Here is a 25,751-nt window from a genome sequence, read left to right on the forward strand (position 1 = left end):
TTTTCCTCGCTCTAAAATTGAATCTTCAATGCAAATTGAAGAGAGCGAGGACCGCCCTGTTGGTATTGCGAACCTAAGGTAGCGAGACTTTGATTCAGCGTCTGAGTAGCCTGTCCAAACGTAGCATCGGACAGCGTCGAATCGATCAGACCGAACATCGGATGGTTGAGGAGATTGAACGCTTCCGCTCTGAACTGCACTGTTGCGCTACCCGCCAGGGGGAAGGTGCGGCGTGCGGCGAGGTTGATCTGCGAAGCATCGAATCCTCTTACGAAGTTGCGCGGGGCATTCCCTGTCTTCTCCGCTGCCGGAAGCTGGAAAGCAACCTGATTGATCGAACGTCCACCTGGATATTGGGAACCATAGAGATAGACAGGTTGAGTTGCGATCAGGTCGACATTGCTATAGTAACGGCTACCTGTTGCCGGATCGGTAAGCAGGTCGCCTCCCAAAGTGACGGGGAAAGCAGTCCGTGCTATGAGGCGGCCATCGAGCGCCCACCCTCCAAGGATCGCTTCCGCACTCTTCCTCTGGTACTCGCCTGGCAGCTCCCAACTCACCCCTCCCTGAAGATTATCTCTGACGTCGAAGTCGGAGTTCCCTCGAGTCAGTGGCAGAGAAGCGTTGTTTGAACCGAAGTCTAACGAGTGAGACCAGGTGTAGGAGGCAAGCGCCTGAATGCCGTGGGTCACTGTGCGCTGGAACTGTATCTGCAAGGCCTGGTAGTTCGATGTGGTTCCCGTTTGGACGACATCCACGGTGCTGAAGTTCGGATTCAACGCTGTCAGAGAGAGCTGCTGCATCTGCAATAGCCGCCGGCCGTTCGATCCGACATAGGAGACTGTCAGAGCCTGAGGCCGCCCCAATGCCTGTTGCAGGCTCACATTCCATTGCAGCGTATATGGCAGTTGCAGATGCGGGGGAAAAGCAACTACTGCGGTGCTGGTGTAGGGAGCGGTGGTGGAAGGCGAGAAAGCCAACTGTGCTGGAATTACCGGGAATGCCTGGCCCGTTCCGATTTGAATTGCGGAGAAACCGAGATACTGATAGCCCGTTGTGGCGATTTGGTTTCCGCTGTCGAAGAACACGCCAGCCCCTGTCCTCAAAATCGTCTCCCAATCCGGCTGATCCCGAGCCGTCCATGCAGCTCCAAGTCTCGGAGCGAAGTTGTACCAACTTGTCTTCCACAATGGTGTCCCTCGTGGTGCGACTGTAAGCGAACTAGGGTCGGCTAGATCGCCGAGAAGGGTGAAGGCGTCGTTCCCGTGCTCTTCGGTTGGCGGGGGATCGATCTCCCACCGAATCCCACCGGAGATGGTCAGCCTTGGAAGCGAATGCCATTCGTCCTGCAAGAACACCGCGGTTTCGTTAAATATTGGCGTGGCTGGCAGAACCTTCGAGAGAATACCGATATCCGCGCTGTTATTGAGAACCGAGGATTGATCGAGATAGATGCCCGAGACATAGGGAGATGATGGATACAGTGGAGATTTGATCCTCCGGTAGTCGATGCCGAGCTTGAGCTGGTGCTTCCCGAGGCTCAGACCGGCTGTATCGACGATATTCCATTGTCGGCTCTGATTCACACTGCCGATTGCCTGCAAGATCGATGTTCCCGTACCGAAAAAGCTCAGTTGAAAAGCGCTGCCGGCAGTTTTAGACGCTTCATTCCCAAGCGCGCTTCCGAGGTCAACGGACGTAGCTCCTCCAAAGGAATCCAACGCCGTTTGCGTTCTCGAGTCGCTACGGGAGTAGCCAAGTCGGAACTCATTTGTGAACCGATTTGATAATTGGCTGGTTGCGCCAACAGTGTAGGTCTGTGTGTCAAATGAAGTCTGCGTTAGAGCAGAGAGCACGCGGGTGCTGGTGGAGCTGGGTGTATCGCTAAAGCGAAAGAAGACGCTCGACTTGGGTGAGACGACGTAATCGATCCGGCCGCTGATGGAGTCGATCTTGCTCGGGAGAGAGAAAGGCTCGATGAACTGCGCAAGACCGCTAGCGTAGTCGATGCCGCCGATGCTTGGAAGAGGAAAAGCGCTAAGTATGGACTTCATGGCAGGAGGAGCATTCTGCCTCATGGCAGCGTCAGGAACATACTGAATTGAAGCAGCTTGAGGTTGGGTAAGCCGAAGCCCCTCGTAGGAAGCAAAGAAGTAGCTTGGGTGCGAAGGCGGACCAAGATACGGAAGGTGGATTGGGCCTCCGAGTGTTCCCCCAAAGTCGTTCTGGCGTAAAGGGGTGATCGCTCTTCCGTAATGGTCGTTAAACCAGTTGTTCGCGTCGAAGTAATTGTTGCGAAGATAGTCGAATGCGCTCCCATGAAATTTCTTTGTGCCCGACCGGGTAAGTAGTGAGAACTGTCCTCCAGGGGAGCGCCCGTACTCCGCAGAATAGGTTGATCCGGATACACGGAACTCTTGCAGCGCATCGACCGAAACCAGGCTTTGCGTCGTGCCAAGGGCGGTTGTAGCTCCGATCCCTCCGCTGGTCGCCGCTTGAGGACCTCCCGTTGCTGCTCCGGCGCCGACGTTCGCGCTCACACCGTCGACCGCGTAGTAATTGCTCTCGGTTCGCTGGCCATTCACACTGAAATCACCGCTCGCGCCCACAGCTTGAGACGACTGCGGGCTCTGAGTCACGATGCCTGGCGTCATTGAGATGAGATCCTGAAAACTGCGGCCGTTGAGGGGGATATTCGCAACAAATTTGCGGTCAATCACCGTACTGACCGAAGCGTCCGCTGTATTGAGCAAGGACGACCCAGCTTCCACCGTGATGCTCTGCGACGTCGCCCCCACGGGCAGAACAAAGTTCAGCGCGATAGCCCCTTGCACATTCAGAACCACGTCAGGCTTGATGATGGTCTTGAAGCCCTGCTTCGAGACCTGCACATGGTAGTGTCCCGGAGGCAGGATGGGAACGAAGTACATTCCTGAGGTGTTCGTCTGGTCGGAATACCGCACGCCGGTCTCATCATTGGCAATCTCCACCGCGGCGCCCGTGATAAAACGGCCTGTGGGATCGGTGACTCCTCCGCTGATCGTGGCACTCGTCGACTGGGAAAACACCGCCGTGGAGACGAACCAGAGGGAGGACAGGAGAAGGCAAGCAAGTAGCTTCATACGACGATGCTCCGGAAATCTAGGATGAAAGGTGTTCATCCTGTCTACGGTTGGAGGTCGAGGTTATGTATCAGCTGCTGGTGCTATTTTATGGGTGGTTGGGTTGAATCTGAAGGTAGGCGAGCAGAAGCGGCTTGCCGGTTGGCTTGGCGCTTCCTCCCTGCGGCTCTGCCGTGACAAAGACCTTGTTCAAATGCGCCAGCGTCTTGATGTCGTTAAACCTGAGGACCCATCGCTTGTGCGTATCGTCTTGATAAAAGATGCCGAGACTGACGTCCTGTCTGTCGTCACTGCTGCCCCACGCCTGGAAGGCAACTGACTGCTTCAAGCCGGACTGCTTATCCAGATCATAGCCATAAAACACTAGCGACTTGTCTTTCGTATAGAAGAGCCGGCCGAAAGGCTTGTTTGTCTTTCCAGTCTGCGCCACATCAAAGATATCGGCGATGTAAAGATCTCTCGCCCCGATCAGGTCTCGGATCTCCCGGTCATGGGCAAGGAACTCCTTGTCGAGCGCCAGCATCCGGTCCTTCTCCTCGAGAGCCAGGTTTGCCTCGCGAAGTTTCGCCTTTAGACTTTCTGCTTGAACCGCTTGCTGCGAGGAAGCCACATCGAAGGTTGTGGATCGGCTGCGCAGAGATTCGAGTTCGGTCTGCGCGGCGGCAAGCTGTTGGCTAAGAGTGTCTCGCTCATCGCTGATCTTAACCCGCTGGCTCTTCTCAGCCTCCAGTTGCTGCTCCGTGTTGGTCGCAGTAGACGTTGATTGCCGATAGAGGTCTTTGGTTGAGTTAATCTGCTGTTGAAGCTCTGTCACTTCATTTTGGGTGGCCTCCAATTGAGCTCTGAGCTCGCTATTGGCTCCAGACTTCCCCTCTGGCCGTGTTCTCTCATCCACACTGCTTGTAGAGACAGGCCGCACGGCAGGTCGAATCCCTGAGTGATGCAGACTAAGGCCAATCAGGCCGGACAGGATCGCGACGCAGGCCGCAATCAGGGCTAGCGGAAGCCTCCAGCTCCTGCTCTGTGGTTTGTGTGTACTGTCGGCTGGGCCGTCGGAGTTCAACCGGCTCATCAGCCGTTGCTCAGCCTCTTCCAGAAAAAACGACGCCGGTCCTGGCGGCCCGTCCAGCTCTGAAGCCGCGCTGGCGGCCATCACCGGAATCACATCCTTGGCAAGCTGTTGGTACTCATCGAACACCATACGGCAGGAATTACAGTAGGCGAGGTGCACCTGCAGGAGAGCCCACTCCTCCTCTGTCAGTTCACCCGAAGGGAAGAGGGCGCAAAGGGCAACGAACTCGTCATGCCATTGAGGGTTCACCGGCTCGGCTCCCGCTTGGAGCTATTGTGTACCAATTCTCTCACTTCGTGATTCTTTTTCCCGGGAAGATGTGGGACCGGAGCCGCTCCAGTCCACGGTAGTAATGGTTTCTGACACTCCCGAACGTTCGGCCGGTCTTTTCGGCGATCTCATGGAAGCTATATCCTTCAAAGAAGTGGAGCTCCATCGTCTGAATCTGCTCCGGCGAGAGCTCCCTGCGAAGCTTCTCCAACAGCGCTCTCCCAGCAAGTCCGTCAATCGATATCCGCCCCTGATGACCTGTCAAGCGGTCCTCATCAAGCTCCTCACCATTGTAGTGCTGGCGAAAGCTCAGATACCTTCGGCGATCAATAGCTCGGCAGTAAGCCATTTGAATGATCCAGGAGGCACCCGAACCCTTTGCCGCGTCGAAGATGCTTGCCTTCTGGAAGATAAAGAGGAAGAGCTCTTGTAAGAGATCTTCTGCCTCGCAGTCGTCTCTCAGAATGCGGCGGGCGATGCTGAGGACGGCCCGGGCGTGTCTCTGAAACAGAACAGACAGCGCTTCCTTGCTTCCCTTCCCCACCTGAACCAAAAGATCTTCATCAGTGCTCTCTCGGAGAGGACTATAGATCGCAATGGCCGGTGAAGCTGATCCGCTGTTGGGCTGGACCATGACGGGAGACGATGCAGAAGCAGGCGCGTCGACGTCTGAGGCACTCGCAAGAGTATCCGGGAAATAGGCGGCGGCGTCGAGACTCATTCGGTTGCGCCCCAAACATTCAGCGGTGCGCTGCTAAAAACAACATTATCGAAGAAATGTCTAGCCACACACTTGTCGGTAATTACCCGTTGGGCAATTACCGACATAAACAGACCATAAAAGTCGTGATGGCTAAGCGTAAACAAATTCAACCTCGGGCGGGCGTTGAGCGAGCTTTTGGGGATGAGATGCGTAAGGCTAGATTGAAGAAAAAGATGTCGCAGATGGCCTTATATGAGGCCACGGGTTTAGATCGAACGTTCATCAGTGATTTGGAGCGGGGCATACAAGGTCCAAGTCTAAGAACTGTCCTTCGTGTCGCCAGAGGAGTAGAAGTCGAACCCCAAGCTCTCATTGAAAGAACCGTGAAGTCTCGTTTTTTTGTCTTTCCTACCGACTAGCTCTTCCGGAAACATGCAGAATAACTACACTAGTCCAAATTGCTCACTAACTTGGTTACGTCCCCATATTGGCGTAAACGGTACAATCAGTCAACCATATTGTAGTTGTTATGTACTTCAAGTCATTCGTAAGATTCAGGATGCTTGAGGTACATGAGCCTTCATCCTCTCGATGGAAAACAGTTTCGAGCTCGACTGGTATTGCTTCGCAATGCCAAGGGGCTGAAGCAGGAGCAGTTGTCAGAGAGAATTGGACGTGCCTACAACTACATTAGTCGAGTGGAGACGGGACGCGTTAAGACCGTACCTTTTGATGTCCTTGCGAAATTGGCGCTCGCTTTGGACGTGACTATTGACGATCTATTGTTTATCGACGGATTGGCAGAAAGTGCAGACGACATAAAGTTCCGGATCAAAACGTTACTTGAAACTTCGGACGTTAAAAAGCTTCGTAAATTCTATCGTTTACTTCTGGTGATAGTTGAAGAATGATGAACGACAGCGTATTGCTTACAAAACGCCTGGAGTATGCTCAGAAAATCATTCTGACTAGAAATGCTATATTTATAGTCAGATAGTCCGGGGGGAGAATGGCGAAATGGCAGGTTCAGGAAGCGAAAACTCGTTTAAGCGCACTGATCGAGGAAGCCAACAAAAAAGGCCCCCAGGTCATCACCCGTCACGGCTCCGAACACGCCGTGGTGCTCTCGATCACTGACTATCGCGCGCTTACTGATCAGAGAGCGAATCTGAAGGACTATCTGTTAGGCGGCCCAAAGGTGGACGACTTCGAGGTCAAGCGCAGTCGCGATAGAGGACGAAAGATCCGCCTGTGACCGGTCGAAGCCGATATCTCCTGGACACAAACGTGTTGTCCGAGACTCGCAAGAAGAGGCCGGATGAGCGGGTCTTGGCATTCCTCTCGAATGCGGCTCCCACTGCGTTGTATCTTAGCTGCCTCTCCGTTGGAGAACTCAGGAAGGGTGTGGCCCTCAAGCGGAACTCCGACCCGTCGGCAGCCAAGGCAATTGCGGGGTGGGTCGATGGCCTTGAGATGAACTTTGCAGACCGGATCTTGAGTGTGGACACTGCCAGCGCGAAGCTCTGGGGTGAGTGGTCGGTCCAGAGGCCCCGGCCCGTCATCGATACACTTCTCGCCGCAACCGCCGTAGTACACGGCCTAGTCTTCGTCACGCGCAACGAAAGCGATGTTCAAGATCTTCCTATCAAGCTGTTAAACCCCTGGCGGAGCGACTCGTGAACCATCGTCGCCGGGAGATGATTCCTCATGTACTTTTTCTGTCTTTGAATTCGGCATAGCGCAAACTAGAGCGGATAGACCAACGGATCGGTCCAGTGAAAATGCAGAAATAAGGATTCACTATCCCTTTCTGCTCGAAGCGGTCGCCCGCCGTGCGATCTCTCATCGAGCGAACTTTCGCGTACCTACGGAATCGTGCAACCGACAATCCCGACGCCGAGATTCGCCCAGCCATGCTCGCGCAAGCTATCGGCGAAAACGAAATGGTCGCGTTGACTGCCCTAAGCATCTTGGAAGACGCGGGTGTTACGAAGGCCCACATCGGCCTGTACTGCTACGGGCAGTCCAGCCATTAGGGGATTCGTCGTCAATTTCAAGAGTTTGATGCGGATATGCCCGTATGCCTCTACAATCCCTACTTACGTGTGAACACGTAGATTGAAAGGACGAAAAGTGGCTGAGAAGACAATAGTTGAAAAGGTTGCTGAAGCAGTTGGGTTTGGAATGGCAATGGCGGAAGATGCAGCTGGCAAGGTCAAAACGGCAGCTGGCGCGGCTGTAACCACGGTAACGGACGTGCTGAAGAAGGAGCCTTCCAAAGCGGTTGCGAGAAATAAAGCTGTCAGGAAGGTGCCCGTTGCGAAGGCTCCGAAAAAAAACGCGGCCAAAAAGGCAACTATGAAGAAGACCACTATAAAAGCCGCGACCAAGAAAGCCGTCAAGAAGGCACCCGATAAGAAGACTTTCAAGAAAGCTGCTTCCAAAAAACACCAGCAAAGAAAGCTGCGAAAAAAATCGTAAAGAAGGCCGCGAAGGAAGCTGCGCGTCGTCAGTAATAACTGTGAGGGATTATGGCAAACAACAAAGCTAAGAAGAAGGCAGTGAAGAAAGTCGAAAAAGCGGTCAGGAGAGCAGTAAAAAGAGGTGTCACCGAGGGCGCGGTCGACAAAGCGGTCTCGCTGGGTATTGTCACGGCAGACTCCAAGAAGCCCGCTCGAAAAGCTGCTGCTGAAGACGCGCGGGAATTAAAGTCGGCCTGAGTAGTCGAGCGAAAAACGATGGAGTAACCGTGACTGTGTCGGGTCGTGTCTGCAATGACCGTCACGCCCAGTTTGCGATTGTCAGAAGTTCACCCATAAGGCCGAGGGCTTATACATGCCTTCGATTAAGTCATATGCCACGCCTTCGCCTGGCTGACGCAGCGATTGTGGGCGCCGTATCACTACCATCTTGCTTCATGGATGCGCGCAATGCTGAGCGTAACAGAGTCGGCGCGCTGAGAAAATTCTGCCGGTGTTTCGCGCTTTGGCTTTGGGCCCGAGGTCATTTCAACAAATGATCCCGGTGGGGCCTAAGCACTATTGAGCATCTCTGGCCCATTATTTTTAACGTTGCCTACCAGCTGATTTGCTGGAGTCATACTCATGCCTTCCGACTCGAAAGGCCGCAGTAGATCAATGGGCGGCCGCGATTCATCATAGTCGTTTAGCCAGCGGTCATAGTCGCGCTCGTGGAGGATTACCGGCATCCGGTCATGGATCGCCGTCATCATCTCATTCGCTTCCGTCGTGACGATGGAAAATGTATCCAGCGGCTCCTGCATATCACCCGGACGTGGTCGCCATTGTGAATACAGGCCACCCATTGCAAATGGCGTATGGCCCTTCATCTCGAATTTATAAACAGGCTTCGAGGCCGACTTGGGTTTTGGCGTCTTCATCCGTGGTGGTGGCGCTCCTGGAAACAGGCCGTGTTCGCCGGGCTCTATAGCAGGAGGCTGAGGGAGACCGGGGCGTTGCAGCCATTCATAAAAACCGTCGATCGGTATCAGGCAACGTGTGTGGAGGAAAGGCCCTCTCCAGATAGGCTTATCAAGTATCGATTCGGCGCGGGCGTTGGAGGTGGTGTAAATCTTAAATGCTTTCGGGTCGGCGACTTTGGCGGGAACCAATCCCCATCTCATCGGCACCAGTTCCCTTTCCCTCGTTTCCCGGTCCGGACGGATGACTGGCTGGTAGGTGCTGGGAGCGATATTGTAATCCGCAGGCAAATGATAGCCGGGCGGCATCTTGCCCACCTTGAAAGCTTCCGCAATACGCTGTTTGTCGCCTTGGCTGTAGTAACGGCCGCACATAGCTATTCCTCGGTCTCGTCAATTGCTGTTTCGCCGCCGCGGTCAATTTCGGCCTTTCGCATTTCGATGTACTCAGTCGAGAAATCCGCTTTACGAAACATCTGTTCGATGGGATCCCAGTTTAGGTAAACAGCGATACTGACGCCATCGGAGCCCGTGAGTTCATAAGCGATATCCACTCGTTTGATTATGATTTTTTCTAATGCATCGCTGATCATGTGGTGCTCCGGGCTGGGATTTGGGAATCGGGTTTAGCTAACTCAAGCTTCATTGCATCTGTTGACAGCCGTCACCATGGTCCACTAGAGCCAGGTAACACGGTTTCATAATTTCTGCAGCAGTTTGAACGCTTCTCTGCCCCTAGACGGTCCACTACCAAACTCTTTGACTTTTCTGTTGGATGCAAATCGGCGTTTATTCGGCGGAAATTGCTATCCAGAGTGAACCTCTGTCTACGGTTATTCCATAAATCACGCCCAACCTGCTTCAGCTCCTATACCGACAGTACATTTTTTGCCTTAAATAATCGGCATAGAATCAATTACCTAAATGATTTGTTGCCCAATTTTGGAGGCAAGGGCGGTTGCGTTTTCAAATGTAATAGGCGAAGATTTGGCGAAGGTTGTTCACGATGCCGTCATCCTCTGCCCTCCGTATTCAAGTCGAAAGTACCCTCGCCAATAAGATCCCTTCTGCCCTGACTCCGGTTGCGAAGATGGTCCGACCCGTAGTCTCTTCAGGGGTTGCGCCGGTAGATGATCTCTTACAAGGTGGTTTCCGGATCGGATCAGTCAGCGAGATCACCGGTCCAGATTGTTCCGGCCGGACCTCCCTGGCGCAATCCCTTATTGCGCGGGTCGTCGAAAGTGGCAAAGTTGCCGCCTGGATAGATGTATCGGACACCTTCGACCCGGCCTCTGCTGCTGCAGCCGGCATCGATCTGCGGCGGCTTCTTTGGGTACGTTGCGGGGTACCGGAAAATTCTAATCCGGAACAGGCCCGCGATTTCGCGCTTCCAAACGCATACCTGATTCCTGGAACACCAAAGAAAGGTATTCATGGAGGCGGCTGTGGCACTCATCCTCGGCATGAAGCCAAGGGCCTCTCTTTGGCTGTCAGCGGTCTGCTTCAGACCGAGGCGCTGAATCCACGGTGTGCGGAACCGCAACGAAAGACGCGCCCTATTCAGGTCACCTATGCTCCGGCTTCTCAGCCTGTGGTATCTCCAGTGCGGAGGCGATCCGCACTCGGCCAGTACCAGCGGATTGAACAGGGTCTGAAGAGCGCCGACTTGATCCTGCAGGCCGGCGGATTCGGTGCCATCGTGCTCGATCTTGGAAGCATCGCGCCAGAGTTCGTGTCGCGCGTAGAGCTAGGGACATGGCATCGGTATCGCGTAGCGGCAGAACGGACGCAGTCGAGCATCGTTCTTTTGACCCAGTATGTCTGTGCCAAGAGTAGCGCAGAACTCTTGTTGCGTCTGCATACTCCAAGGATGCTCCGCGAGGAGACAACCGTGTTCTCCGGAACACAGCCGAAGGCAGAGGTCACGCGGCATCGCTTCCAAGAGCGAGGAAGTAATATCCTCCCGATTCGTAAGCCTCCCCAGAACGTCACGACAGCTTGCTGGCAAAACCGCGTGACCTGGGCAGGTCAGCGATGACAAACGAAGCTTCTCTCTACGCCTGCCTCTATGTGCGGGAGTTTCCCGCACAGTCGCTCCTACGGCTGAGACCGGAATTACGTGGTGCAGCCTGCGTCGTCATGACTGGCGAAGTGCCCAGCGAAAAGGTCTGCTCGCTAAACACCAAGGCCCGGCTTGCTGGCATGAAGCACCGCATGTCTCGCGTCGAAATAGAAACGTTCGCCAATCCAATCATCATGCGTCGGTCCACTGTCGCGGAAAGCATGACGAAGGCTGCGTTGCTTGAGGTAGCCGGAAGCTTCTCGCCGCAGGTGGAGGACCGAAGCGAAGATACAGCGTTCCTCTGTGGCATCGACATTACGGGAACGCGAAGTTTGTTCGGACCACCTGAGCAATTAGGCAGAAGCCTCATCACACAGATCCGAGCCAGCGGCATGTCCGCGAGCGTCGCAGTCAGCACGAACTTCCATACGGCTGTGAGCCTCGCGAAGGGATTCTCACGGCGAGCCTCGGTGCAGGTTGTCGCGTTGGGTGAGGAAGCGGCCGCGTTGTCATCTTTACCGCTGACTGTTCTTGCAGTGTCTGACACTCAATTGGAAACCTTCGCATCGTGGGGCATCTACAGACTTGGAGAGTTGGCAACCCTTCCTGAGAAAGAACTGATCTCCCGTATGGGCCAGGACGGCAAGCGACTCCGGCAGATGGCAGCAGGATCGCTGCCCCACCTCTTCCAAGCGGCGGAGCCAGTGTTTCGGCTTGAAGACAGACTGGAACTGGATTCGCCACTCGATGTCCTGGAATCGCTCCTCTTTGGTATCGCGATGATGCTGGATCAACTCATCGCGCGTGTGTCAGCGCGCGTTCTCGCGTTGGCTTCTGTGACTGTTACGTTGGACCTCGAAGGCAGCGGCACTCATGAGCGGACGGTACGTCCCGCATTGCCAACAAATGACAAGCAACTCTGGATCAAACTGCTCCACCTTGATCTTGAGGCCCATCCACCACGGGCAGCGATTCTCGCTGTCGGACTGCGTGCGGACTCCGGCTCTACCAGCAAGGTTCAGCTCGGACTGTTTTCTCCTCAGTTGCCGGAAGCAGGCCGGCTGGATATCACGCTAGCGCGTCTGTCGGCGCTCGTGGGAGAAGGCAATGTCGGATCTCCGGCTCTCCCCGATCAACATCTCCCGGGTAGCTTCCGTATCGAGCCATTCACCCTGCCGTCAGGAGACGCAACTATCACGGCATCCCCGATGTCGCGAGTCTCCCTTCGGCAACTGCGTCCACCCGAGCCGATAGCCGTCATGTTGAAGGATGCGCGGCCCAAGAGTCTACGCTTTCGCACCCGGCGCTATGTGGTCGAGCATCTCTATGGGCCGTGGTTCGCAAGCGGCGCATGGTGGAGTCGAGATCGTTACGGAATGGAACAGTGGGATCTCGATGCGCGTAGTGAGGATGGATCACTCCTGTGCTGCTGCGTGGTGCGGGACAGGGTAAGAAATCGATGGCAGATGGAGGCACTCTATGACTAACCCCTATGTCGAACTCCATAGCGCGAGCGCGTTCTCGTTCCTTCAGGGAGCCTCCCAACCCGAAAAGTTGGTAGAGCGTGCAGTTGGAATAGAGATGCCTGCAATGGCGTTGCTCGATCATAACGGCGTCTATGGCTCAGCCCGCTTCCACACCTCTGCGAAACGAAATAGCATTCGAGCCCATGTTGGGGCTGAGATCGCGGTTCCTAACCTCGGTACTCGTCTTACCCCTCCGAAATGGCTCCCGCACCAACACATTGCGGAGCCTGTGCGACTGCCTCTCCTATGCGAGTCACGGGAGGGGTATCAGAATCTTTGCCAGCTCATCACACGCTTCAAAATGAGAGAGAAGAGCAAGGGAGATGGGTCAGCGAAGCTCGAAGAAATGCAGGATTACTCGCGTGGTCTGGTCTGCCTGACAGGTGGCGATGAAGGGCCGCTCGCCTCGGCCTTGGCGCGCGGCGGCGAGACCGCTGGGCGCGATGTGGTTGAGCGTATGGTCCGCGTCTTTGGTCCCCAGAATGTCTACGTGGAATTGCAACGACATCACGAGCGCGAGGAAGAGTGGCGCAATCAAGCAGCGATTCGTATTGCTAGTTCTCTGAAGCTGCCACTGCTGGCCACAAATGGAGTGCGCTATGCGCACGCCTATGACCGCGAAATTCTTGACCTCTTCACATCGATTCGGAACCACACAGAACTTGATCTCGCGGGGCGACTCTTATCCGAGAACAGCCAACGCCATCTCCGTTCGGCCTCCGAGATGGCGACGCTTTTCGCTGATTTGAATTGTGCTGTGGCTAACACTGTCGAATTATCCAATCGTCTTGAATTTCAGTTGGGTGACCTGGGATACGAGTTTCCGCGCTATCCGGTGCCGGACGGCGAGACAATGGACAGCTTTCTCCGGAAACGTGTGTCCGAGGGAGTTACGAAGCGTTACGGGGCAAAAAGCAATTCGGGACTTTTCGAACGTGCGAAGAAGCAAGTCGAGCATGAACTTGCATTGATTGCAAAGCTTGGTTTTGCAGGATATTTCCTTATTGTCTGGGACATCGTCTGCTTCTGTAAGCGGAACAATATTCTCATTCAGGGGCGCGGGAGCGCGGCTAACTCCGCGGTCTGTTATGCCTTGGAGATCACGGCGGTCGATCCGGTTGGAATGGAACTGCTCTTTGAGAGATTCCTGAGCGAGAGTCGCGGCGAGTGGCCGGACATTGATCTCGATCTGCCTTCGGAAGACAAACGGGAACAAGCCATTCAGCATGTTTACCAACGGTACGGTGAACTGGGTGCAGCCATGTGCGCTAACGTGATTACCTATCGCGGAAAGTCGTCAGCGCGTGAAGTCGGGAAGACGCTCGGGTTTGATCGTGAATCACTTCAGAGGCTATCGAGTCTCGTTAGCCACTTCGAGTGGCGTGGACCAACCGACACGATGGCGCACTCGTTTCGCAATGCTGGCTTCGATATCAAGCATCCGCGTATCGCGAAATATCTTGAACTCTGTATGCGCATCCAGGATCTTCCGCGTCATCTGGGGCAACACTCGGGCGGCATGATTATCTGCCAGGGGCAACTAGATCGCGTGGTTCCGCTGGAGCGAGCCTCCATGCCGGGCCGCACCGTCGTGCAGTGGGACAAGGAAGACTGCGCCGACCTCGGCATCATCAAAGTCGATCTGCTCGGGCTCGGCATGATGGCCGTGCTCAAGGATTGCGTCGAGCTAATCCCTGAGCACTATGGTGACCCCGTAGATCTTTCCGACTTGCCCGAAGATACGGAAGTGTATCGGGCATTGCAGAGGGCCGACACGATCGGTATGTTTCAGGTTGAGAGCCGTGCACAGATGGCGTCTCTACCTCGAAACAAGCCAGAGAAGTTCTATGACGTAGTGGTGCAGGTTGCCATCATTCGCCCTGGGCCCATCGTCGGCAAGATGATGCATCCCTACATGCGGAGACGACAGAAGAAAGAAGAGATCACCTATCCTCACCCCTCCCTCGAAAGCACACTAAAACGCACTCTAGGGGTGCCGCTTTTTCAGGAACAATTGCTCCGCATGGCGATGACGGTTGCGAACTTCACAGGTGCGGAGGCAGAAGAATTACGCCGCGCAGTAGGAATGCGCCGATCCTGGGAGCGCATGAAGAATCTTGAAGGCAAGCTCCGGGCCGGAATGACCGCAAACGGCCTCGACACGGCAACCCAGGAAAACATCATCCAGAACATCAGTTCCTTCGCGCTCTATGGATTTCCTGAGTCGCACGCGGCGAGCTTCGCTCTGATCGCGTACGCTTCGGCGTACCTCAAGATAAAGTATCTCGCTGCCTTCACTTGCGCGATTCTGAATAACCAGCCGATGGGCTTTTATAGTCCAGCCGTCTTGATCGAAGATGCTCGGCGTCATGGGCTCCGTGTTAAACCAATAAATATTCAGGTATCGGGATGGGCTTGTACGCTGGAACGCGAACCGGACTATTCGCTCTCGCTTAGGCTTGGTCTGGGCTATGCGAAAGGTCTTCGGCGACATGCTGCGGAAGCGGTTGTCAGCGCCCGCGACGCAAGTCGATTCAGTTCTGTCGAGGATGTTGCTTTACGTGTACCTGTTTTGAACCGGAAGGAGCTGGCTTTGCTCGCGCGTGTGGGCGCGATGAATGGTATTGACGGAGTGCAGCATCGGCGCGACGCACTCTGGCAAGTAGAACGGGCTGGCAAGCTGGAAGGACCTTTGCTCAGTCAGCAAAGCGATTGGCTCCAGGAAAACAGCAAAAGTCTTCCATTACGAGAGATGACCTCAGAAGAACGCTTGGTTGCCGATTATGCTGGAACGAGTGTGACCACCGGCCCGCATCCTATGCACTTTCGCAGGCAGGAACTTAACAAGCAGGGATATCTCACTGCCATTGAATTGAGGAAGCGACGGAACGGAGAGTTCGTAAGGACAGCGGGTTTGGCCATCGTAAAACAGAGGCCAGGTACAGCGAAGGGTACGGTCTTCCTGTCCGTCTCGGATGAGACAGGGATTTTTAACGTCATCGTTACCAAGGAATTCTTTGAGCGAAATCGTAGCGCAATCTCGAACGCTAAGTTCATTTCGGTGGAAGGGCCGCTTCAGAACGAAGACGGCACGATTCATGTCAAAGCCTCACGAATCAAAGCTCTACTGACACGAGTGTTAGAGGTGACGTCGCATGACTTCCACTAATGTTGGTTCTCGGGTGGGCGGCTATCGTCGGGAGGTGGACTTTCAAAAGCTTGGGTCGGCACTGCTCATCGCCTCCAGTCTTGTCCTCGCGATTCGCACATCACGTTGGGACCCAACGCAGAGCGACGGGCTCGCAAACGTGGAGTGGGAAAAAGAAGTTGAGCATAGCGTCCGCATCGCGAAGATTGTGCTTTCTCATCTGACTTCCCGGCATCCTGATCTCTTTCAATCGAGAGATGTCGCCTGGTATGTCGCGACAGATGAAGAAACTCCGAGATAGGTTTTTTGGGTAGACACAAGCGTGTCTTACAAGACCAATATTCCTAAACTTGCTCCATGAGGGCATTGACTGATATCGCCAATTGAAATAAGTGTCCTGACCAGCATGTCCGCGAATAAAAAGAGAGTTACTGCGAAAATCACTGAGCCGGTCGAGGCGGAGATGCTCGGACACGTAAAGCCACCGATCAGCGGGCACCACTGGCCAAAATCATCCCAAAGCCGGAGACAGACGCTAGCATACGAGTCAGCGCAAGCTGGAAACACACTATGAGCAGAGCCGCACAGGAGAAGAGAAGACCAACCCCCGATCCCGTAAGTGTTTCAGCATTATGGGCATAAAGTGGTAAAACGGACTCCACCCAGTTGCCTGCGACCTCCAGCACCAAAAACCAGAGCAGCAGCACTGCTAGACGGCTATCCAGAAGGCAGGCAATAGATTGCCAGTGGACACCAAGGTCTCGGGTAGGAGGACAAAGGTCGCCAAGGCTGCGATCAGCAACGCAGCTTCGCTCAGAAGAACACTGCATCAAGAAACAAATTTGCCAGGAAGGCTCCGCAAAGAGGCCCCAGAACTCGCCCTGAATTCAAAATGCGACTCGCCTGCGACCAAACAGGCGGCGCTGCTGTTCTGCGGGAGTGCCGGATCATCATTGGCATCGTCGCAGGCTGGCTTACGAGCAAAATCATGAAAGGATCTAGCTTCGGAGCCGTGATGGATATAGTGTCGGGGTCATCGGTGCCCTGACCGGAGGGTTCATCTCCTCGCATATTGGTCTCGGCGGCGTCGGAGATCATGGCGTCATTACGAGCATGTGATCGCGGTTGTCGGAGATGTGATTCTCACCTTGCTTGTTCGGCTCGTCACGGGAAACAATCGGTATAGCTTTAGTCCCTTGAAGCGGCTAAGAGCATGCATTCAGTTAGGCTGAAACGCGAGATGCTCCCCTTTAGTTCCGTCAGACCTAGTCTCGACAACACTTAATAGAACTGGCCGTTTTCCTAGCTCAGGCGGGAGTATGGATTGCGGAAAACAGTTGAGAAACGGTCAACGAAAGGAGCTGGCCTCGGGCTCGGCTAGTGTGTTTCGTTGACACTAGATCGTTCTTCACGAATTCTCAATATGAGATAGACAGCGATGGCAATGTTGAGCAGGAGCACGATGACCTTCGTGGCAGTTGGATGGCGGTAAATCTCGAAAATCTCTAGTGGCACAAGTGAGCTCGTGGTAATCGTCGTGAACCACTCCGCCCATGGCTTCGCAAGCCAGAGCCCAATACCCTCGGTGAGAAAGAGGGCGGCATAGACGAAGCTGCCGATGCCAAGATCCTTGAAGTCCTTGGGCGGAATATTCGATAATTTGCCAAGGGCAAGGTCGACGTAGTGCCCCCCAGGATTGAAGCCGAACTTGGCGATCAAGAGAGTCACTGAGTCCCCAGGAACGCCATCGTGAAACAAATGCAAGGCGCCAAAGCCCACCGCGATAAGAGCGATCGCTTTGAATAATTTGAAGATCGCTATTAGTTTTAGCAGACCAGAATTTTTTTTGTTCATTGGACCGTTCGCCTTCAGAGGACTTTAGCATTGCCATTGGATGCTAACCGAAGTCTCTAAGAGATACCCCAGTGGCACCTGGGGCGGCATCTCTGCCGCCCCCTTACAATCTCGATTGTCTGCGTTTGCCACGCTTCCTATCTCCGGTGGATCTCACTCGCGGGCCGACCGGCCGAATCCGGGGATGGGAGTACGGGTGAACATAGACCCCCGGTTTACCCAACTATGTTCCCACGGATTCCCTCCGATCACAATCGTGTGAGCTGGCCAGAAGAACGCCGGACCGGTCCACCAGCCCCATGTCCCGAAGGTGGCGGAGATGGTGACTGCGGGTCCAAATCGGATCGCGGTGCCAACTACGAAGCCTGGCCGAGGGCGAGCGAACACGATGACCGGATCGTAGTAAGGTACGTAGAATACCGCAGGGTTTAGAAGTCGGATCTCAATGGAGCCTCCCGTCTCGACCATATTCACGTAGCTGTTAGGAGCCCGATCGCCATAGCTGCGTGCCTTCTGCCGCATCGGCTGCACAGCATCCATCACCTCGGCGCGCTGGCTAAGAACGGCGTTGTCGAGCTGCTGCGTCCATGTGGGATCTTGCGCCAGCCGATCTGAGCCGTTCCACGCGGGCACACATGACAACCATTGTTAGCGCTTGCGCTTCAAACCAAGTGAGGTGCTCCCATGGCTGAAGGCTACTCACTAGTGAAGACAATTGTGCAGGTACTCCACGACGGACAAACAGGGTTTGCAGATCTTGGAGAGAAACTGAAGAGACCAGATCTAAGAGAATTCTTTCTGGCAGAGTCCACTAACCGCGGCAAGTTTGCTACAGAACTTGAGGCTGAACTCGCGCTCGCAAAGGGCGATACGAAAGATATAGGCGGGACGGCTACGGGAGCGATTCACCGCACTTGGGCCGACCTGAAAGCCAGTCTTGGCGGTGGCGATCATTCCCTGCTCGAGACCGCGGAGCAAGGCGAAGACGTTGCGAAGAAGGTTTACAAAGAAGCTTTAGAGGCGAAGGATCTACCCTCCTCAGCGACACGCGAGCTGCTTACGCGTCAGCAGGCCCACATTACGGCTTCACATGACAAAGTGAAGGCGTTCCGCGACAGCACTGCTTCGTAGAGCACAAACGCAAGTTCGGGTCGCGGCCTCGGCCGCGGCCCGAGCAAGTTTAAGACCGATTAAAGATCTTAGCGCAGATTATTGGCAGGCACGCTAATCCTCTCAGTGACGAGCCAATCCGCATAGGATACCCTCGTCGACAATTGCAGACTTAAAAGAGCGAGATCTATAGCACCAATTACCATCAGATTTGAGCCACTGTTTCCCTTTGCTCTAATTCGTTAATGAGCACTCTGCAACGCACAAGAGGAATGTGCTGCGAAGACGCCAAAGCTGCAGTCAATGAGTCGCCTGAGAGAGGAATGCCACGAACATCGCCCGCAATCAGAGCGAGCGGAATCACTCCTCCGCAGGCCATCAAACCAAACGTGATGATCCATTTGTTGCGCACGGGATCGCGGTAGGGCCCTATAGACAAAACAACGAGCACTAGGTGGGCAAAAGCCAGCCAGTCCGTTCCATATGCGAGGAATGGATACTGCGCATTTGTTTCGGAGAGCGCATGATGCACGCGAGCGATCCAGGGCAGCAGATGAGTAGCTTTAGCGGTTCGTCGAACGGGCGGGGTCTCGAGAATAGACAACAGCCAATGGAGTTCGGTTTGTAACGGAAAGGCCGTGACTCCGCTGAGAAACAAACCAGTCATAAAAATGACAAGCCAGAATCGGATCGCTCGCAGATGGTTATGCGCCAAAGACTAAACTTCTTTCCCAAAAGCCGGTCTGCATGTTGTTGAACTGCTCATACCGTAGTAACTAGCTTATTTGCTTTCCGATTGGCGTTAGGGCGACCTTATTGCCCCTTACAGTCCCAGTCCTCGCATAGGAGGCGGTGGTGCCGGTGGGACGGCGGCCTTCATCAATCCGAACCACTCTTGTACCAATCTACCTTCCGCGTCACCACCATCACCACGGCCAGTACTGCGAACAAGAGTAGGGATCCCAGAATGAGCGCGTTGTCCTCGCTGATGAGCAGTCCGTAGACCGCAGCATAAAGGGAAGTGAGCATCGCTCCAAACCCGACGCCGCGCGTCACGCTTCGCAAGACATACGATAGATAGAACGTCAGCAACCCGATACAAGCTGCGCTGGCAACCAGGTAGGACAGCGCAAACGCCATATGTTCCGAGAAGCTGACGAGCAGCAAAAAGAAGATCGCTAGCCCGAACCCGACCAGTAGATACTGAACTGGATGAATCGGCAACTCCTTAATCATCTCGAATAGGAAGAACCCACCGAACGTCAGCACTACAAATAAAATTCCATACTTCGTCGCCCGATCGCTCAATTTGTACGAATCGATCGGCGTCAACAGGCTCACATTCATCAGATCGATCGGCTTCGCGGGGTTCGACTCCATCTGTACCTGCGTCCCTGTTGCCAAGGAAGAAATATCCCATGCGGCTGAAAACCCATTTCCTCCCACCTGCCTTGTCCGCGGAAGAAAGCGTCCAGCAAACAGCGGTGAACGCCAAGTCGAACTCAGCTCAACATGATTCGAATCGCCCACAGGCGCCACGCTCAGCTGTTCTGTCCCTGCCAGATCCATATCGATAGCAAACTCCATATGACCTTTCAGCTCCCTCACCCATCGTAATGGCACTCGCAGATTGGGCTGCCAACCCATCGTAGATTCAGCCCCCTGAAACATCGTCTGAGGAATCCCATTTACCACGACCGTCGGCGTCCCTACGATACCGCGCACGTCCTCAACAGACATCGCCAGATATGGCTCACCCCACTCCACCTGTCCCGTCGTGTGTAGCGGTACAATATCCACCGATCCTTTTAGGTGCCCCGCAAACTCGTAGACTGTCACCGTATATAGCCCATGCTGCCGTTCCGTCGGTGTCAGCCTTCCACGCACATCCAGCACATGGGGAAACGACGTTGCGGTCAGCTTAGCGACATGCTCAACTCTCTTCTTCACGCCCTTCTCGCCATCCTCCATCGTCACAGTCGTCTGTGTATACGGCCTCACCAATACAGGACCGATCACCGTTTGTGGACCAGCGTAGCTCGCCTCGATACTCTGCACCGCCTCGTCCCGGTACTTCTGTCGATCGGTGATCGCACCGTTCACCATCGCCAAGGCAATCAAGATAACTCCTGTCACCACGCCAATGACCAGCAGCTTAAACGTTAACTTAAGGTTCATCTCATTCTCCTCTTTGAATCCCTGTCCGTTCAATGCTTCAATACGTTTCGAGAATTAACTTTGCAATACAAAGTAGGTGGACGCGGCGAGGAAGCTTTGCATCGTAAAGTTATCTCCGAAAAAGGTTAAGCGCGAGAGGGGGCCAGACCGCGCAATAGATTGGGGGAAGTTACCTCTTTGCTTCCATTTGTCGCGTCCTTCACTACACGTTCGAGCGTCGAAAGATATTCAAGATAACGCTTCCGCCCTTCGGGCGTGATGCGGCAGATCGTTTGTGGACGATTGCGGTCATGGCCTTTCAGAATCTCAACCATCCCTTCCGTCTCCAGAACTCGCAGATGACGACTCAAATTTCCGTCCGTCAGCGAGCAAAGCTGCTTGAGATCATTGAAGATCAGGCCCTTTGAATTTGTAATCAGAGACGTCAGAACGCTGAGACGTGCACGCTCATGAATCACTCGATCAAGGCCTTCATATGCAAAGCGCCCTTCGCTTGACGGAGCTTTAGTTTTCATCTGCATCCTCCTGCGAGGCAACGAATAGGATGCCAGCTACCAGAAACTGGCCCGCCCCAAAGGCAAGACCCATGGTCCAGGGAGCGAGTACGCGGCTATCTCCGAGCGCAATACAGACCAACCCGGTGAGCAGGTACCAAGTACCGGCAGCAATCATGGGGCGTGGGAGAAAGCGGCAAGACGAAAAGATCCCCAGACTAAAAATCACCTGCCAGAGTGCGGGCAGCATCCAGACGACCGAAGGGACAAAGCGTACGAAAACAACGGTGATAAGTATTCCCGCGCCGACCGCTGGGAGGAACTGCTCTACGGCCATACGGATCATCTCATTGGATAGACCAGAATGAATGCGTCGGGTCCGCGTATACATCTGTACTCCGGTCAGTGCAGCTGATAGCGCAGCGGTGCTGACCCAAATGCTGAGGTATGCCGGAATGTGGTTGGCTGGATCCTTCAGCCATGTCGATTGGAACGACGCAGCCAGCAATGCGAATATCCCCGTGGCGGCAAGCGTTGCAGGCCCATAACCCCGAAACTGAGTACTATGGGCCATCTGCCTGCGTATGCTGCTGATATCACCAAGCGCCTCATGAAGTTCACTCATGCTGGTAACTTTACACTGCAAAGTAATTTTGTGGAACAATAATTTTTACAGTTGAACGTTGTGAGTACCTTCCAAGTGGACGCACTGACAAAAAGGCATTTACTGCGACTAGTCCCCAATGGTTACTCAGATTACAAGGGACTCAACAAAATTGACTTGGGTGGACACACCAACTTCCGCTTCGAGAGCCAATCTTCAGTCACTGGAGCTATGTCTATTTAAGCACGATCAGAGCGTCAATCAATTTAGATTGTTGGGTTCAGCAGCGGATAGTTGCTAGGGCAGCTTCGCTACTGCTGCTTTTGGGAGTCTCATGTTCACTTCGGGCCGGCTCGCTCTTTTTCTGCTTCTGTTCTCCACCAGCTATTTCACTGCAGCTTCTACGCCAAAGGTGCCCGGCAGTTCCGTTCCAGGCGCAACGGCGGATGCGTCCCTCGATAACGTCGACGACTATAAGATTGGGCCGAGTAAATTGGCGCCCCACGCGGTTCCCGCTTCCGTAAAGCTTCCTCTCGTCTTCCAGGGGAATCGGAGACAGTTTGATCCGAAGGTACGCTTTCTCGCTCACACAAAAGATGGGTTCATACTTCTCGAAAAGGACCGCATCGTTCTTCCGAGCAGCCGAGGTAAGGAGTCGCTCGTACTGCGACTTCCAACTTCCTCGGGTCTGTTGTCGATCCGCGGTGAGCAGCCGACAGGCGGTGTTGCAAACTATTACAGCGGCAACGACCCCTCACAACCACATGGAGACTCGCTGCATTAACCTACGATACAGAATCTTGCGAGTGCTCGTTACTCGCCGTAAAATGCGCTTCTATTGAGCAATGGACCGCTGCTGATAAGGCGGCTTATGTGAGTCCAGTTCAAACGACTTTGTGGCACACATAGCCGCTAATGCTAAGCCGCCTCAGCACACCGCGCTCCGACTTGATAGCGCTCATCGCGCGCATCTCGCCATCTGACCTTCTATTTCGTTTAAGATGATTTATCGGTAGTATTTCGCGCGCTGGCAAGGTGTGGAATCGAATCGATTCCGCGGCCATCTAAAAGATTAACTTGGAGAACTCATGAAAGTCATAGAGCTAGCGGCACCACGTGTCGATGCACTGCATTCCAGCACTTATCCTGATCCCGTCCCAGGCCCGGCTGAGGTGTTAGTTCGTCTGCGGGCTGCTTCGTTGAACTTTCTTGATATCGCCGTTGCCACCGGTAAGTATCCCATCAACAATTTTCCGATCATCCCCGTTACAGACGGAGCAGGCGAGATCGCGGCTTTCGGCGCGGCTGTGACCGACTGGACTGTTGGAGAACGGGTCATCCCGCATTTCATTCCCAACTGGCAGGATGGCCGGATGCCCACCGCCGGCGGCGGCCCACGTCGTGGCATCGATCTTCCCGGCAGCCTCGCGGAGTATGTGGTGGTTCCTGCGCACTCGCTGGTCCATACACCGGCGCACCTATCGCACGCTGAAGCGGCCACCTTACCGATAGCAGCGACCACGGCCTGGCGCGCCGTTCGCAGCGCCGGACTGGGACCGCACAAGACGGCTCTCGTGCTCGGCACCGGCGGCGTATCGCTTTTTGCAATGCAGTTTGCAAAGGCGCACGGGGCGCGGGTTCTTGTTACATCGTCCTCTGACGAAAAGCTGGAGCGCGCCCGTAAACTGGGCGCTGATGGAATTATCAATTACAAATTCACTCCCAAGTGGGCGGATGAGGTGCTTCGCCTGACTGATGGAAGAGGCGCTGATCTTGTGCTTGAGACAGGCGGTGCGGCGACCTTTCCGCAATCGATCGAAGCTGCGGGTCTTGATAGCACAGTGTTCATCATCGGCTTCCTGTCCGGGACGGAGGTCTCGATCAACGTGGTCCCCGTGATGGAGAGGCGCATTCGCCTGCAGGGCAACAATACAGGCCCTGTGGCTGATTTTGCCGACGCCGCAGCTGCGATGACCGCCCATGGAATCAAACCCGTTCTCGACGCTACGTTCCCCATGGATCAGGCGCAGGCAGCCTACAGACATCTGGCTGAAGGCGGGCACTTTGGCAAGATCGCGATCAGCATCCCTTAGCTCTCAATTCCAAGGGCGGCACGCTCACTGGAAGACTAAAGGCCGTCGTTCGTGCTGGTGAGAAAGGCTCGAAGCTCGGCTATACGCCGCCGCCGATTCGCACAATGACTCCGGAGACATATCTTGCCAGCGGACTAGCCAGAAAGGCGACTGCAATGGCAATGTGTCAAGCGACTTGGCTTGCAGAGTCGCTATCAAGCTGGACAAAGTTTTTTTACTCCAGTCCTAGAGTGGAGGGAGTGCGAATTAGCAATGGACCCGGTCTTGTTCGGAACCTCGGCCTTGAATTGTGAATCTAATAACTAGGAGATCTTCTCACGACAAAAGTTTGGTTAGTTACAGGAAGTGGCAACGGACTAGGGCGGGACATTTTGGAAGCGGCGTTGGCTGCAGGTGACAACGTAGTCGCCGGGGCTCGCAAGACTGCGCAACTCGATGATTTGGTGCGACAGTATGGAGAGCGAATCAAACCGGTCTCGCTCGAAGTCCGCGATGAAGCAGCTGCGAAAGATGCAGTCGCGACGGCCGTATCTGAGTATGGGCGGCTCGATGGTTTACACAACGCGTGCTGCAGTTCCGGTCATGCGCAGTCAGCGTAGCGGGAGCATTTTTCAGGTGTCCTTGATCGGCGGCCGGATGGCGATACCTGGCAACTCTCCCTACCATGCTGCCAAATGGGGCCGCCGGCGGCTCTAGCCACTCGGTGGCCGCAGAGGTGGCGCCCTTTGAAGTCCAGGTATAACAGTTGAACCCGGAGGCATTCGCACCAACTGGATGGAGCGCTTTCGCGAGGACATGCCGGAGCTTCTGCCAGTTACGAAGCCTCTGTTTGGCAAAATAGTCGATACGACGAAACAGTACTCCGCAAGCAGGAAGGCGACCCGAAACGGATCGCGCAACTAGTAGTGAAGCTCGCGAACGAGGACAAGATCCTTCTCCGGCTTATCCTCGGCGTCACACCGAGAAACGCGTAGAAGCTTTTTGAATCGGCGCGCCGCGATGAAGCTGCGAAGTGGAGCGATTTGGGGCATTCAACCGTCTTCGAAAATTCAGAAGAGGTGCCAGTACTCACAAAGTAATCTGCAGACAGAGAAGGCAGTAGCAATCCGGGCGTCCTTCTCTGTGTTTTTTCTGACTGACTTCATTAATATTTTTTACCAGAGCGCCACTTAGTCGCTGCCGATTCAACCGTTGTCGAGAGAGAACTAAAGGCTCGGCGACGCGCCGCCGTCTATCCGTAGATTGACTCCGGTGATATAGCCTGCCAGGGGACTAGCCAGAAAAGCGACTGCGTTGGCTATGTCATCAAGCTGCCCGACTCTGCCGAGAGGAACTGGAGCGAACATAGGCAGGACGGCATGTTCGATCTCCTTCCATGGCGTATCCGGCCCCCCTAGGCCTCGCTCTTCCGCGAACTGCCTGAACCGTGCTTCGAGGGTGGGGCTAAAAATCGTTCCCGGTGAAATGGCGTTGGCCATAATGCCTTCTGCAGCAACCGCCTTCGCTAAGGACACGGTCATCGCATTCATAGCAGCCTTGCATGCGGAATAATCCGGCCCGCTTGCTGGGGGCATCGTCCCCGCCAGACTCGAAATGTTAACGATGCGCCCCCACCTGGCCTGCCGCATCTTCGGCAGAACGCGCGCTATGACTCGAAGCGCGGCCAGAACGTTCCGGTCATAGGCAGAAGCCCATGTCGAGGGCTGAGTCGTCTCCCAACTTTCCTTTGGACCAGAACCTCCAGCGTTGTTCACGAGGATATCAACGGAACCGACGATATCCTCGGCTGCCGTGATGAGCCGTTTGACGGCACGATCGTCCGTCAAGTCCCCGGTGACAGGATGAGCCTGGCCTCCATGACCGACGATGCTGGCGACGACGTGTTCTGTCATCTCCCGATCCCGGCCATGAACGAGCACGATCGCGCCCTCGACCGCGAGAAAACGCGCAATCGCCTCGCCGATTCCTTTGCTGCTGCCCGTGACTAAGGCACGTTTGCCATGCAATTGCAATTCCATGTGTCCAAGGCTAGGCTCAATTCCGGTGAATAACAAGAACTCGCAAAGAAGCAACAGA

The 25,751-nt window shown here is 54.6% G+C and carries 26 protein-coding genes and 1 pseudogene; 15 read left to right on the forward strand and 12 right to left on the reverse strand.

The window, feature by feature from the left end; all coding sequences use genetic code 11:
• Positions 1-11: 11 nt before the first annotated feature.
• From RBB75_RS06020 to RBB75_RS06030, 3 genes are all read right to left on the reverse strand, one after another.
• Entirely contained in the window at positions 12-3,122 is a 3,111-nt protein-coding gene (locus RBB75_RS06020) for a TonB-dependent receptor (RefSeq protein WP_353069866.1), read from the reverse strand.
• 88 nt (positions 3,123-3,210) lie between these two features.
• Positions 3,211-4,443, reverse strand: a complete 1,233-nt coding sequence (locus tag RBB75_RS06025) for an anti-sigma factor (protein WP_353069867.1) — start codon at positions 4,441-4,443, stop codon at positions 3,211-3,213.
• Between the two features lie 40 nt (positions 4,444-4,483).
• The gene (locus RBB75_RS06030; protein WP_353069868.1) at positions 4,484-5,185 is read right to left on the reverse strand and encodes an RNA polymerase sigma factor; all 702 of its coding nucleotides are present in this window, start codon (positions 5,183-5,185) and stop codon (positions 4,484-4,486) included.
• Positions 5,186-5,313: 128 nt separating this feature from the next.
• On the opposite strand from RBB75_RS06030, the gene RBB75_RS06035 reads away from it, so the two are divergent.
• The 7 genes from RBB75_RS06035 to RBB75_RS06065 all read left to right on the forward strand — a co-directional run bounded on the left by RBB75_RS06035 (position 5,314) and on the right by RBB75_RS06065 (position 7,887).
• Positions 5,314-5,586, forward strand: a complete 273-nt coding sequence (locus RBB75_RS06035; protein WP_353069869.1) for a helix-turn-helix domain-containing protein — start codon at positions 5,314-5,316, stop codon at positions 5,584-5,586.
• Between the two features lie 153 nt (positions 5,587-5,739).
• The gene (locus tag RBB75_RS06040) at positions 5,740-6,078 is read left to right on the forward strand and encodes a helix-turn-helix domain-containing protein (RefSeq protein ID WP_353069870.1); all 339 of its coding nucleotides are present in this window, start codon (positions 5,740-5,742) and stop codon (positions 6,076-6,078) included.
• 98 nt (positions 6,079-6,176) lie between these two features.
• Entirely contained in the window at positions 6,177-6,422 is a 246-nt protein-coding gene (locus RBB75_RS06045) for a type II toxin-antitoxin system Phd/YefM family antitoxin (protein WP_353069871.1), read from the forward strand.
• On the forward strand, positions 6,419-6,847 hold the full coding sequence (locus RBB75_RS06050) for a type II toxin-antitoxin system VapC family toxin (protein ID WP_353069872.1): 429 nt from the start codon (positions 6,419-6,421) through the stop codon (positions 6,845-6,847). The genes RBB75_RS06045 and RBB75_RS06050 overlap by 4 nt, the downstream gene beginning before the upstream one ends.
• 152 nt (positions 6,848-6,999) lie before the next feature.
• Entirely contained in the window at positions 7,000-7,203 is a 204-nt protein-coding gene (locus RBB75_RS06055) for a hypothetical protein (RefSeq protein ID WP_353069873.1), read from the forward strand.
• Positions 7,204-7,300: 97 nt separating this feature from the next.
• Positions 7,301-7,648, forward strand: coding sequence for a hypothetical protein (locus tag RBB75_RS06060; RefSeq protein WP_353069874.1), 348 nt, complete (start codon positions 7,301-7,303; stop codon positions 7,646-7,648).
• A gap of 50 nt (positions 7,649-7,698) precedes the next feature.
• Complete coding sequence (locus tag RBB75_RS06065; RefSeq protein ID WP_353069875.1) at positions 7,699-7,887, forward strand: hypothetical protein; 189 nt, start codon at positions 7,699-7,701, stop codon at positions 7,885-7,887.
• A 311-nt stretch (positions 7,888-8,198) separates the two neighbouring features.
• On the opposite strand, the gene RBB75_RS06070 is transcribed toward RBB75_RS06065, so the two are convergent.
• Positions 8,199-8,981, reverse strand: coding sequence for an SOS response-associated peptidase (locus RBB75_RS06070; protein WP_353069876.1), 783 nt, complete (start codon positions 8,979-8,981; stop codon positions 8,199-8,201).
• Between the two features lie 2 nt (positions 8,982-8,983).
• On the reverse strand, positions 8,984-9,199 hold the full coding sequence (locus RBB75_RS06075; RefSeq protein ID WP_353069877.1) for a hypothetical protein: 216 nt from the start codon (positions 9,197-9,199) through the stop codon (positions 8,984-8,986).
• 413 nt (positions 9,200-9,612) lie between these two features.
• Here RBB75_RS06075 and RBB75_RS06080 point away from each other — a divergent pair, with 413 nt between their 5' ends.
• From RBB75_RS06080 to RBB75_RS06095, 4 genes are read left to right on the forward strand one after another with little or no spacing between them, the layout of a single operon-like run.
• Positions 9,613-10,644 (forward strand): recombinase RecA, encoded by a 1,032-nt coding sequence (locus RBB75_RS06080; protein ID WP_353069878.1) that lies wholly within the window; start codon positions 9,613-9,615, stop codon positions 10,642-10,644.
• A complete protein-coding gene (locus RBB75_RS06085) occupies positions 10,641-12,155 on the forward strand; it encodes a DNA polymerase Y family protein (RefSeq protein ID WP_353069879.1) in 1,515 nt (504 codons plus the stop codon). The genes RBB75_RS06080 and RBB75_RS06085 overlap by 4 nt, the downstream gene beginning before the upstream one ends.
• Positions 12,148-15,363: an error-prone DNA polymerase gene (locus tag RBB75_RS06090; protein ID WP_353069880.1), complete on the forward strand. Its 3,216-nt coding sequence runs from the start codon at positions 12,148-12,150 to the stop codon at positions 15,361-15,363. The genes RBB75_RS06085 and RBB75_RS06090 overlap by 8 nt, the downstream gene beginning before the upstream one ends.
• A complete protein-coding gene (locus tag RBB75_RS06095; protein WP_353069881.1) occupies positions 15,350-15,643 on the forward strand; it encodes a hypothetical protein in 294 nt (97 codons plus the stop codon). The genes RBB75_RS06090 and RBB75_RS06095 overlap by 14 nt, the downstream gene beginning before the upstream one ends.
• A gap of 1,076 nt (positions 15,644-16,719) precedes the next feature.
• Here the strand turns inward: RBB75_RS06095 and RBB75_RS06100 are convergent.
• Positions 16,720-17,196, reverse strand: coding sequence for a DUF2127 domain-containing protein (locus tag RBB75_RS06100; protein ID WP_353069882.1), 477 nt, complete (start codon positions 17,194-17,196; stop codon positions 16,720-16,722).
• A 153-nt stretch (positions 17,197-17,349) separates the two neighbouring features.
• Positions 17,350-17,829, reverse strand: a complete 480-nt coding sequence (locus RBB75_RS06105) for a DUF3300 domain-containing protein (protein WP_353069883.1) — start codon at positions 17,827-17,829, stop codon at positions 17,350-17,352.
• A gap of 51 nt (positions 17,830-17,880) precedes the next feature.
• Here RBB75_RS06105 and RBB75_RS06110 point away from each other — a divergent pair, with 51 nt between their 5' ends.
• Positions 17,881-18,327: a PA2169 family four-helix-bundle protein gene (locus RBB75_RS06110; protein WP_353069884.1), complete on the forward strand. Its 447-nt coding sequence runs from the start codon at positions 17,881-17,883 to the stop codon at positions 18,325-18,327.
• A 184-nt stretch (positions 18,328-18,511) separates the two neighbouring features.
• Here the strand turns inward: RBB75_RS06110 and RBB75_RS06115 are convergent, their stop codons facing one another.
• The 4 genes from RBB75_RS06115 to RBB75_RS06130 form a co-directional block, all read right to left on the reverse strand.
• The gene (locus RBB75_RS06115; protein ID WP_353069885.1) at positions 18,512-19,021 is read right to left on the reverse strand and encodes a hypothetical protein; all 510 of its coding nucleotides are present in this window, start codon (positions 19,019-19,021) and stop codon (positions 18,512-18,514) included.
• A gap of 164 nt (positions 19,022-19,185) precedes the next feature.
• Positions 19,186-20,484, reverse strand: a complete 1,299-nt coding sequence (creD, locus tag RBB75_RS06120; protein ID WP_353069886.1) for a cell envelope integrity protein CreD — start codon at positions 20,482-20,484, stop codon at positions 19,186-19,188.
• A 125-nt stretch (positions 20,485-20,609) separates the two neighbouring features.
• A complete protein-coding gene (locus tag RBB75_RS06125; protein ID WP_353069887.1) occupies positions 20,610-20,999 on the reverse strand; it encodes a transcriptional regulator in 390 nt (129 codons plus the stop codon).
• Complete coding sequence (locus RBB75_RS06130; RefSeq protein WP_353069888.1) at positions 20,989-21,603, reverse strand: hypothetical protein; 615 nt, start codon at positions 21,601-21,603, stop codon at positions 20,989-20,991. The genes RBB75_RS06125 and RBB75_RS06130 overlap by 11 nt, the downstream gene beginning before the upstream one ends.
• Positions 21,604-21,916: 313 nt before the next feature.
• Between RBB75_RS06130 and RBB75_RS06135 the strand changes: the two genes are divergently transcribed.
• The 3 genes and pseudogenes from RBB75_RS06135 to RBB75_RS06145 all read left to right on the forward strand — a co-directional run bounded on the left by RBB75_RS06135 (position 21,917) and on the right by RBB75_RS06145 (position 24,371).
• Positions 21,917-22,366, forward strand: a complete 450-nt coding sequence (locus tag RBB75_RS06135) for a hypothetical protein (RefSeq protein WP_353069889.1) — start codon at positions 21,917-21,919, stop codon at positions 22,364-22,366.
• A 304-nt stretch (positions 22,367-22,670) separates the two neighbouring features.
• Positions 22,671-23,675 carry a zinc-dependent alcohol dehydrogenase family protein gene (locus RBB75_RS06140; protein WP_353069890.1) on the forward strand — a complete coding sequence of 335 codons (1,005 nt, stop codon included), beginning with the start codon at positions 22,671-22,673 and terminating at the stop codon, positions 23,673-23,675.
• Between the two features lie 383 nt (positions 23,676-24,058).
• Positions 24,059-24,371 (forward strand): annotated as a pseudogene (locus tag RBB75_RS06145) (SDR family NAD(P)-dependent oxidoreductase).
• Positions 24,372-24,880: 509 nt separating this feature from the next.
• Here RBB75_RS06145 and RBB75_RS06150 read toward each other — a convergent pair.
• Positions 24,881-25,693 (reverse strand): SDR family NAD(P)-dependent oxidoreductase, encoded by an 813-nt coding sequence (locus RBB75_RS06150; RefSeq protein ID WP_353069891.1) that lies wholly within the window; start codon positions 25,691-25,693, stop codon positions 24,881-24,883.
• Between the last annotated feature and the right edge of the window lie 58 nt (positions 25,694-25,751).

This window comes from Tunturibacter empetritectus, from assembly GCF_040358985.1.
GTDB classification, from domain to species: Bacteria; Acidobacteriota; Terriglobia; order Terriglobales; family Acidobacteriaceae; genus Edaphobacter; species Edaphobacter empetritectus.

Coding starts and splice junctions, on each gene's coding strand:
- RBB75_RS06020 (WP_353069866.1), bottom strand. CDS start 3,122: ATGAAGCTACTTGCTTGCCTTCTCCTGTCCTCCCTCTGGTTCGTCTCC.
- RBB75_RS06030 (WP_353069868.1), bottom strand. CDS start 5,185: ATGAGTCTCGACGCCGCCGCCTATTTCCCGGATACTCTTGCGAGTGCC.
- RBB75_RS06035 (WP_353069869.1), top strand. CDS start 5,314: ATGGCTAAGCGTAAACAAATTCAACCTCGGGCGGGCGTTGAGCGAGCT.
- RBB75_RS06040 (WP_353069870.1), top strand. CDS start 5,740: ATGAGCCTTCATCCTCTCGATGGAAAACAGTTTCGAGCTCGACTGGTA.
- RBB75_RS06045 (WP_353069871.1), top strand. CDS start 6,177: ATGGCGAAATGGCAGGTTCAGGAAGCGAAAACTCGTTTAAGCGCACTG.
- RBB75_RS06065 (WP_353069875.1), top strand. CDS start 7,699: ATGGCAAACAACAAAGCTAAGAAGAAGGCAGTGAAGAAAGTCGAAAAA.
- RBB75_RS06070 (WP_353069876.1), bottom strand. CDS start 8,981: ATGTGCGGCCGTTACTACAGCCAAGGCGACAAACAGCGTATTGCGGAA.
- RBB75_RS06075 (WP_353069877.1), bottom strand. CDS start 9,199: ATGATCAGCGATGCATTAGAAAAAATCATAATCAAACGAGTGGATATC.
- RBB75_RS06080 (WP_353069878.1), top strand. CDS start 9,613: ATGCCGTCATCCTCTGCCCTCCGTATTCAAGTCGAAAGTACCCTCGCC.
- RBB75_RS06085 (WP_353069879.1), top strand. CDS start 10,641: ATGACAAACGAAGCTTCTCTCTACGCCTGCCTCTATGTGCGGGAGTTT.
- RBB75_RS06090 (WP_353069880.1), top strand. CDS start 12,148: ATGACTAACCCCTATGTCGAACTCCATAGCGCGAGCGCGTTCTCGTTC.
- RBB75_RS06095 (WP_353069881.1), top strand. CDS start 15,350: ATGACTTCCACTAATGTTGGTTCTCGGGTGGGCGGCTATCGTCGGGAG.
- RBB75_RS06100 (WP_353069882.1), bottom strand. CDS start 17,196: ATGAACAAAAAAAATTCTGGTCTGCTAAAACTAATAGCGATCTTCAAA.
- RBB75_RS06110 (WP_353069884.1), top strand. CDS start 17,881: ATGGCTGAAGGCTACTCACTAGTGAAGACAATTGTGCAGGTACTCCAC.
- creD (WP_353069886.1), bottom strand. CDS start 20,484: ATGAACCTTAAGTTAACGTTTAAGCTGCTGGTCATTGGCGTGGTGACA.
- RBB75_RS06125 (WP_353069887.1), bottom strand. CDS start 20,999: ATGAAAACTAAAGCTCCGTCAAGCGAAGGGCGCTTTGCATATGAAGGC.
- RBB75_RS06130 (WP_353069888.1), bottom strand. CDS start 21,603: ATGAGTGAACTTCATGAGGCGCTTGGTGATATCAGCAGCATACGCAGG.
- RBB75_RS06135 (WP_353069889.1), top strand. CDS start 21,917: ATGTTCACTTCGGGCCGGCTCGCTCTTTTTCTGCTTCTGTTCTCCACC.
- RBB75_RS06140 (WP_353069890.1), top strand. CDS start 22,671: ATGAAAGTCATAGAGCTAGCGGCACCACGTGTCGATGCACTGCATTCC.
- RBB75_RS06150 (WP_353069891.1), bottom strand. CDS start 25,693: ATGGAATTGCAATTGCATGGCAAACGTGCCTTAGTCACGGGCAGCAGC.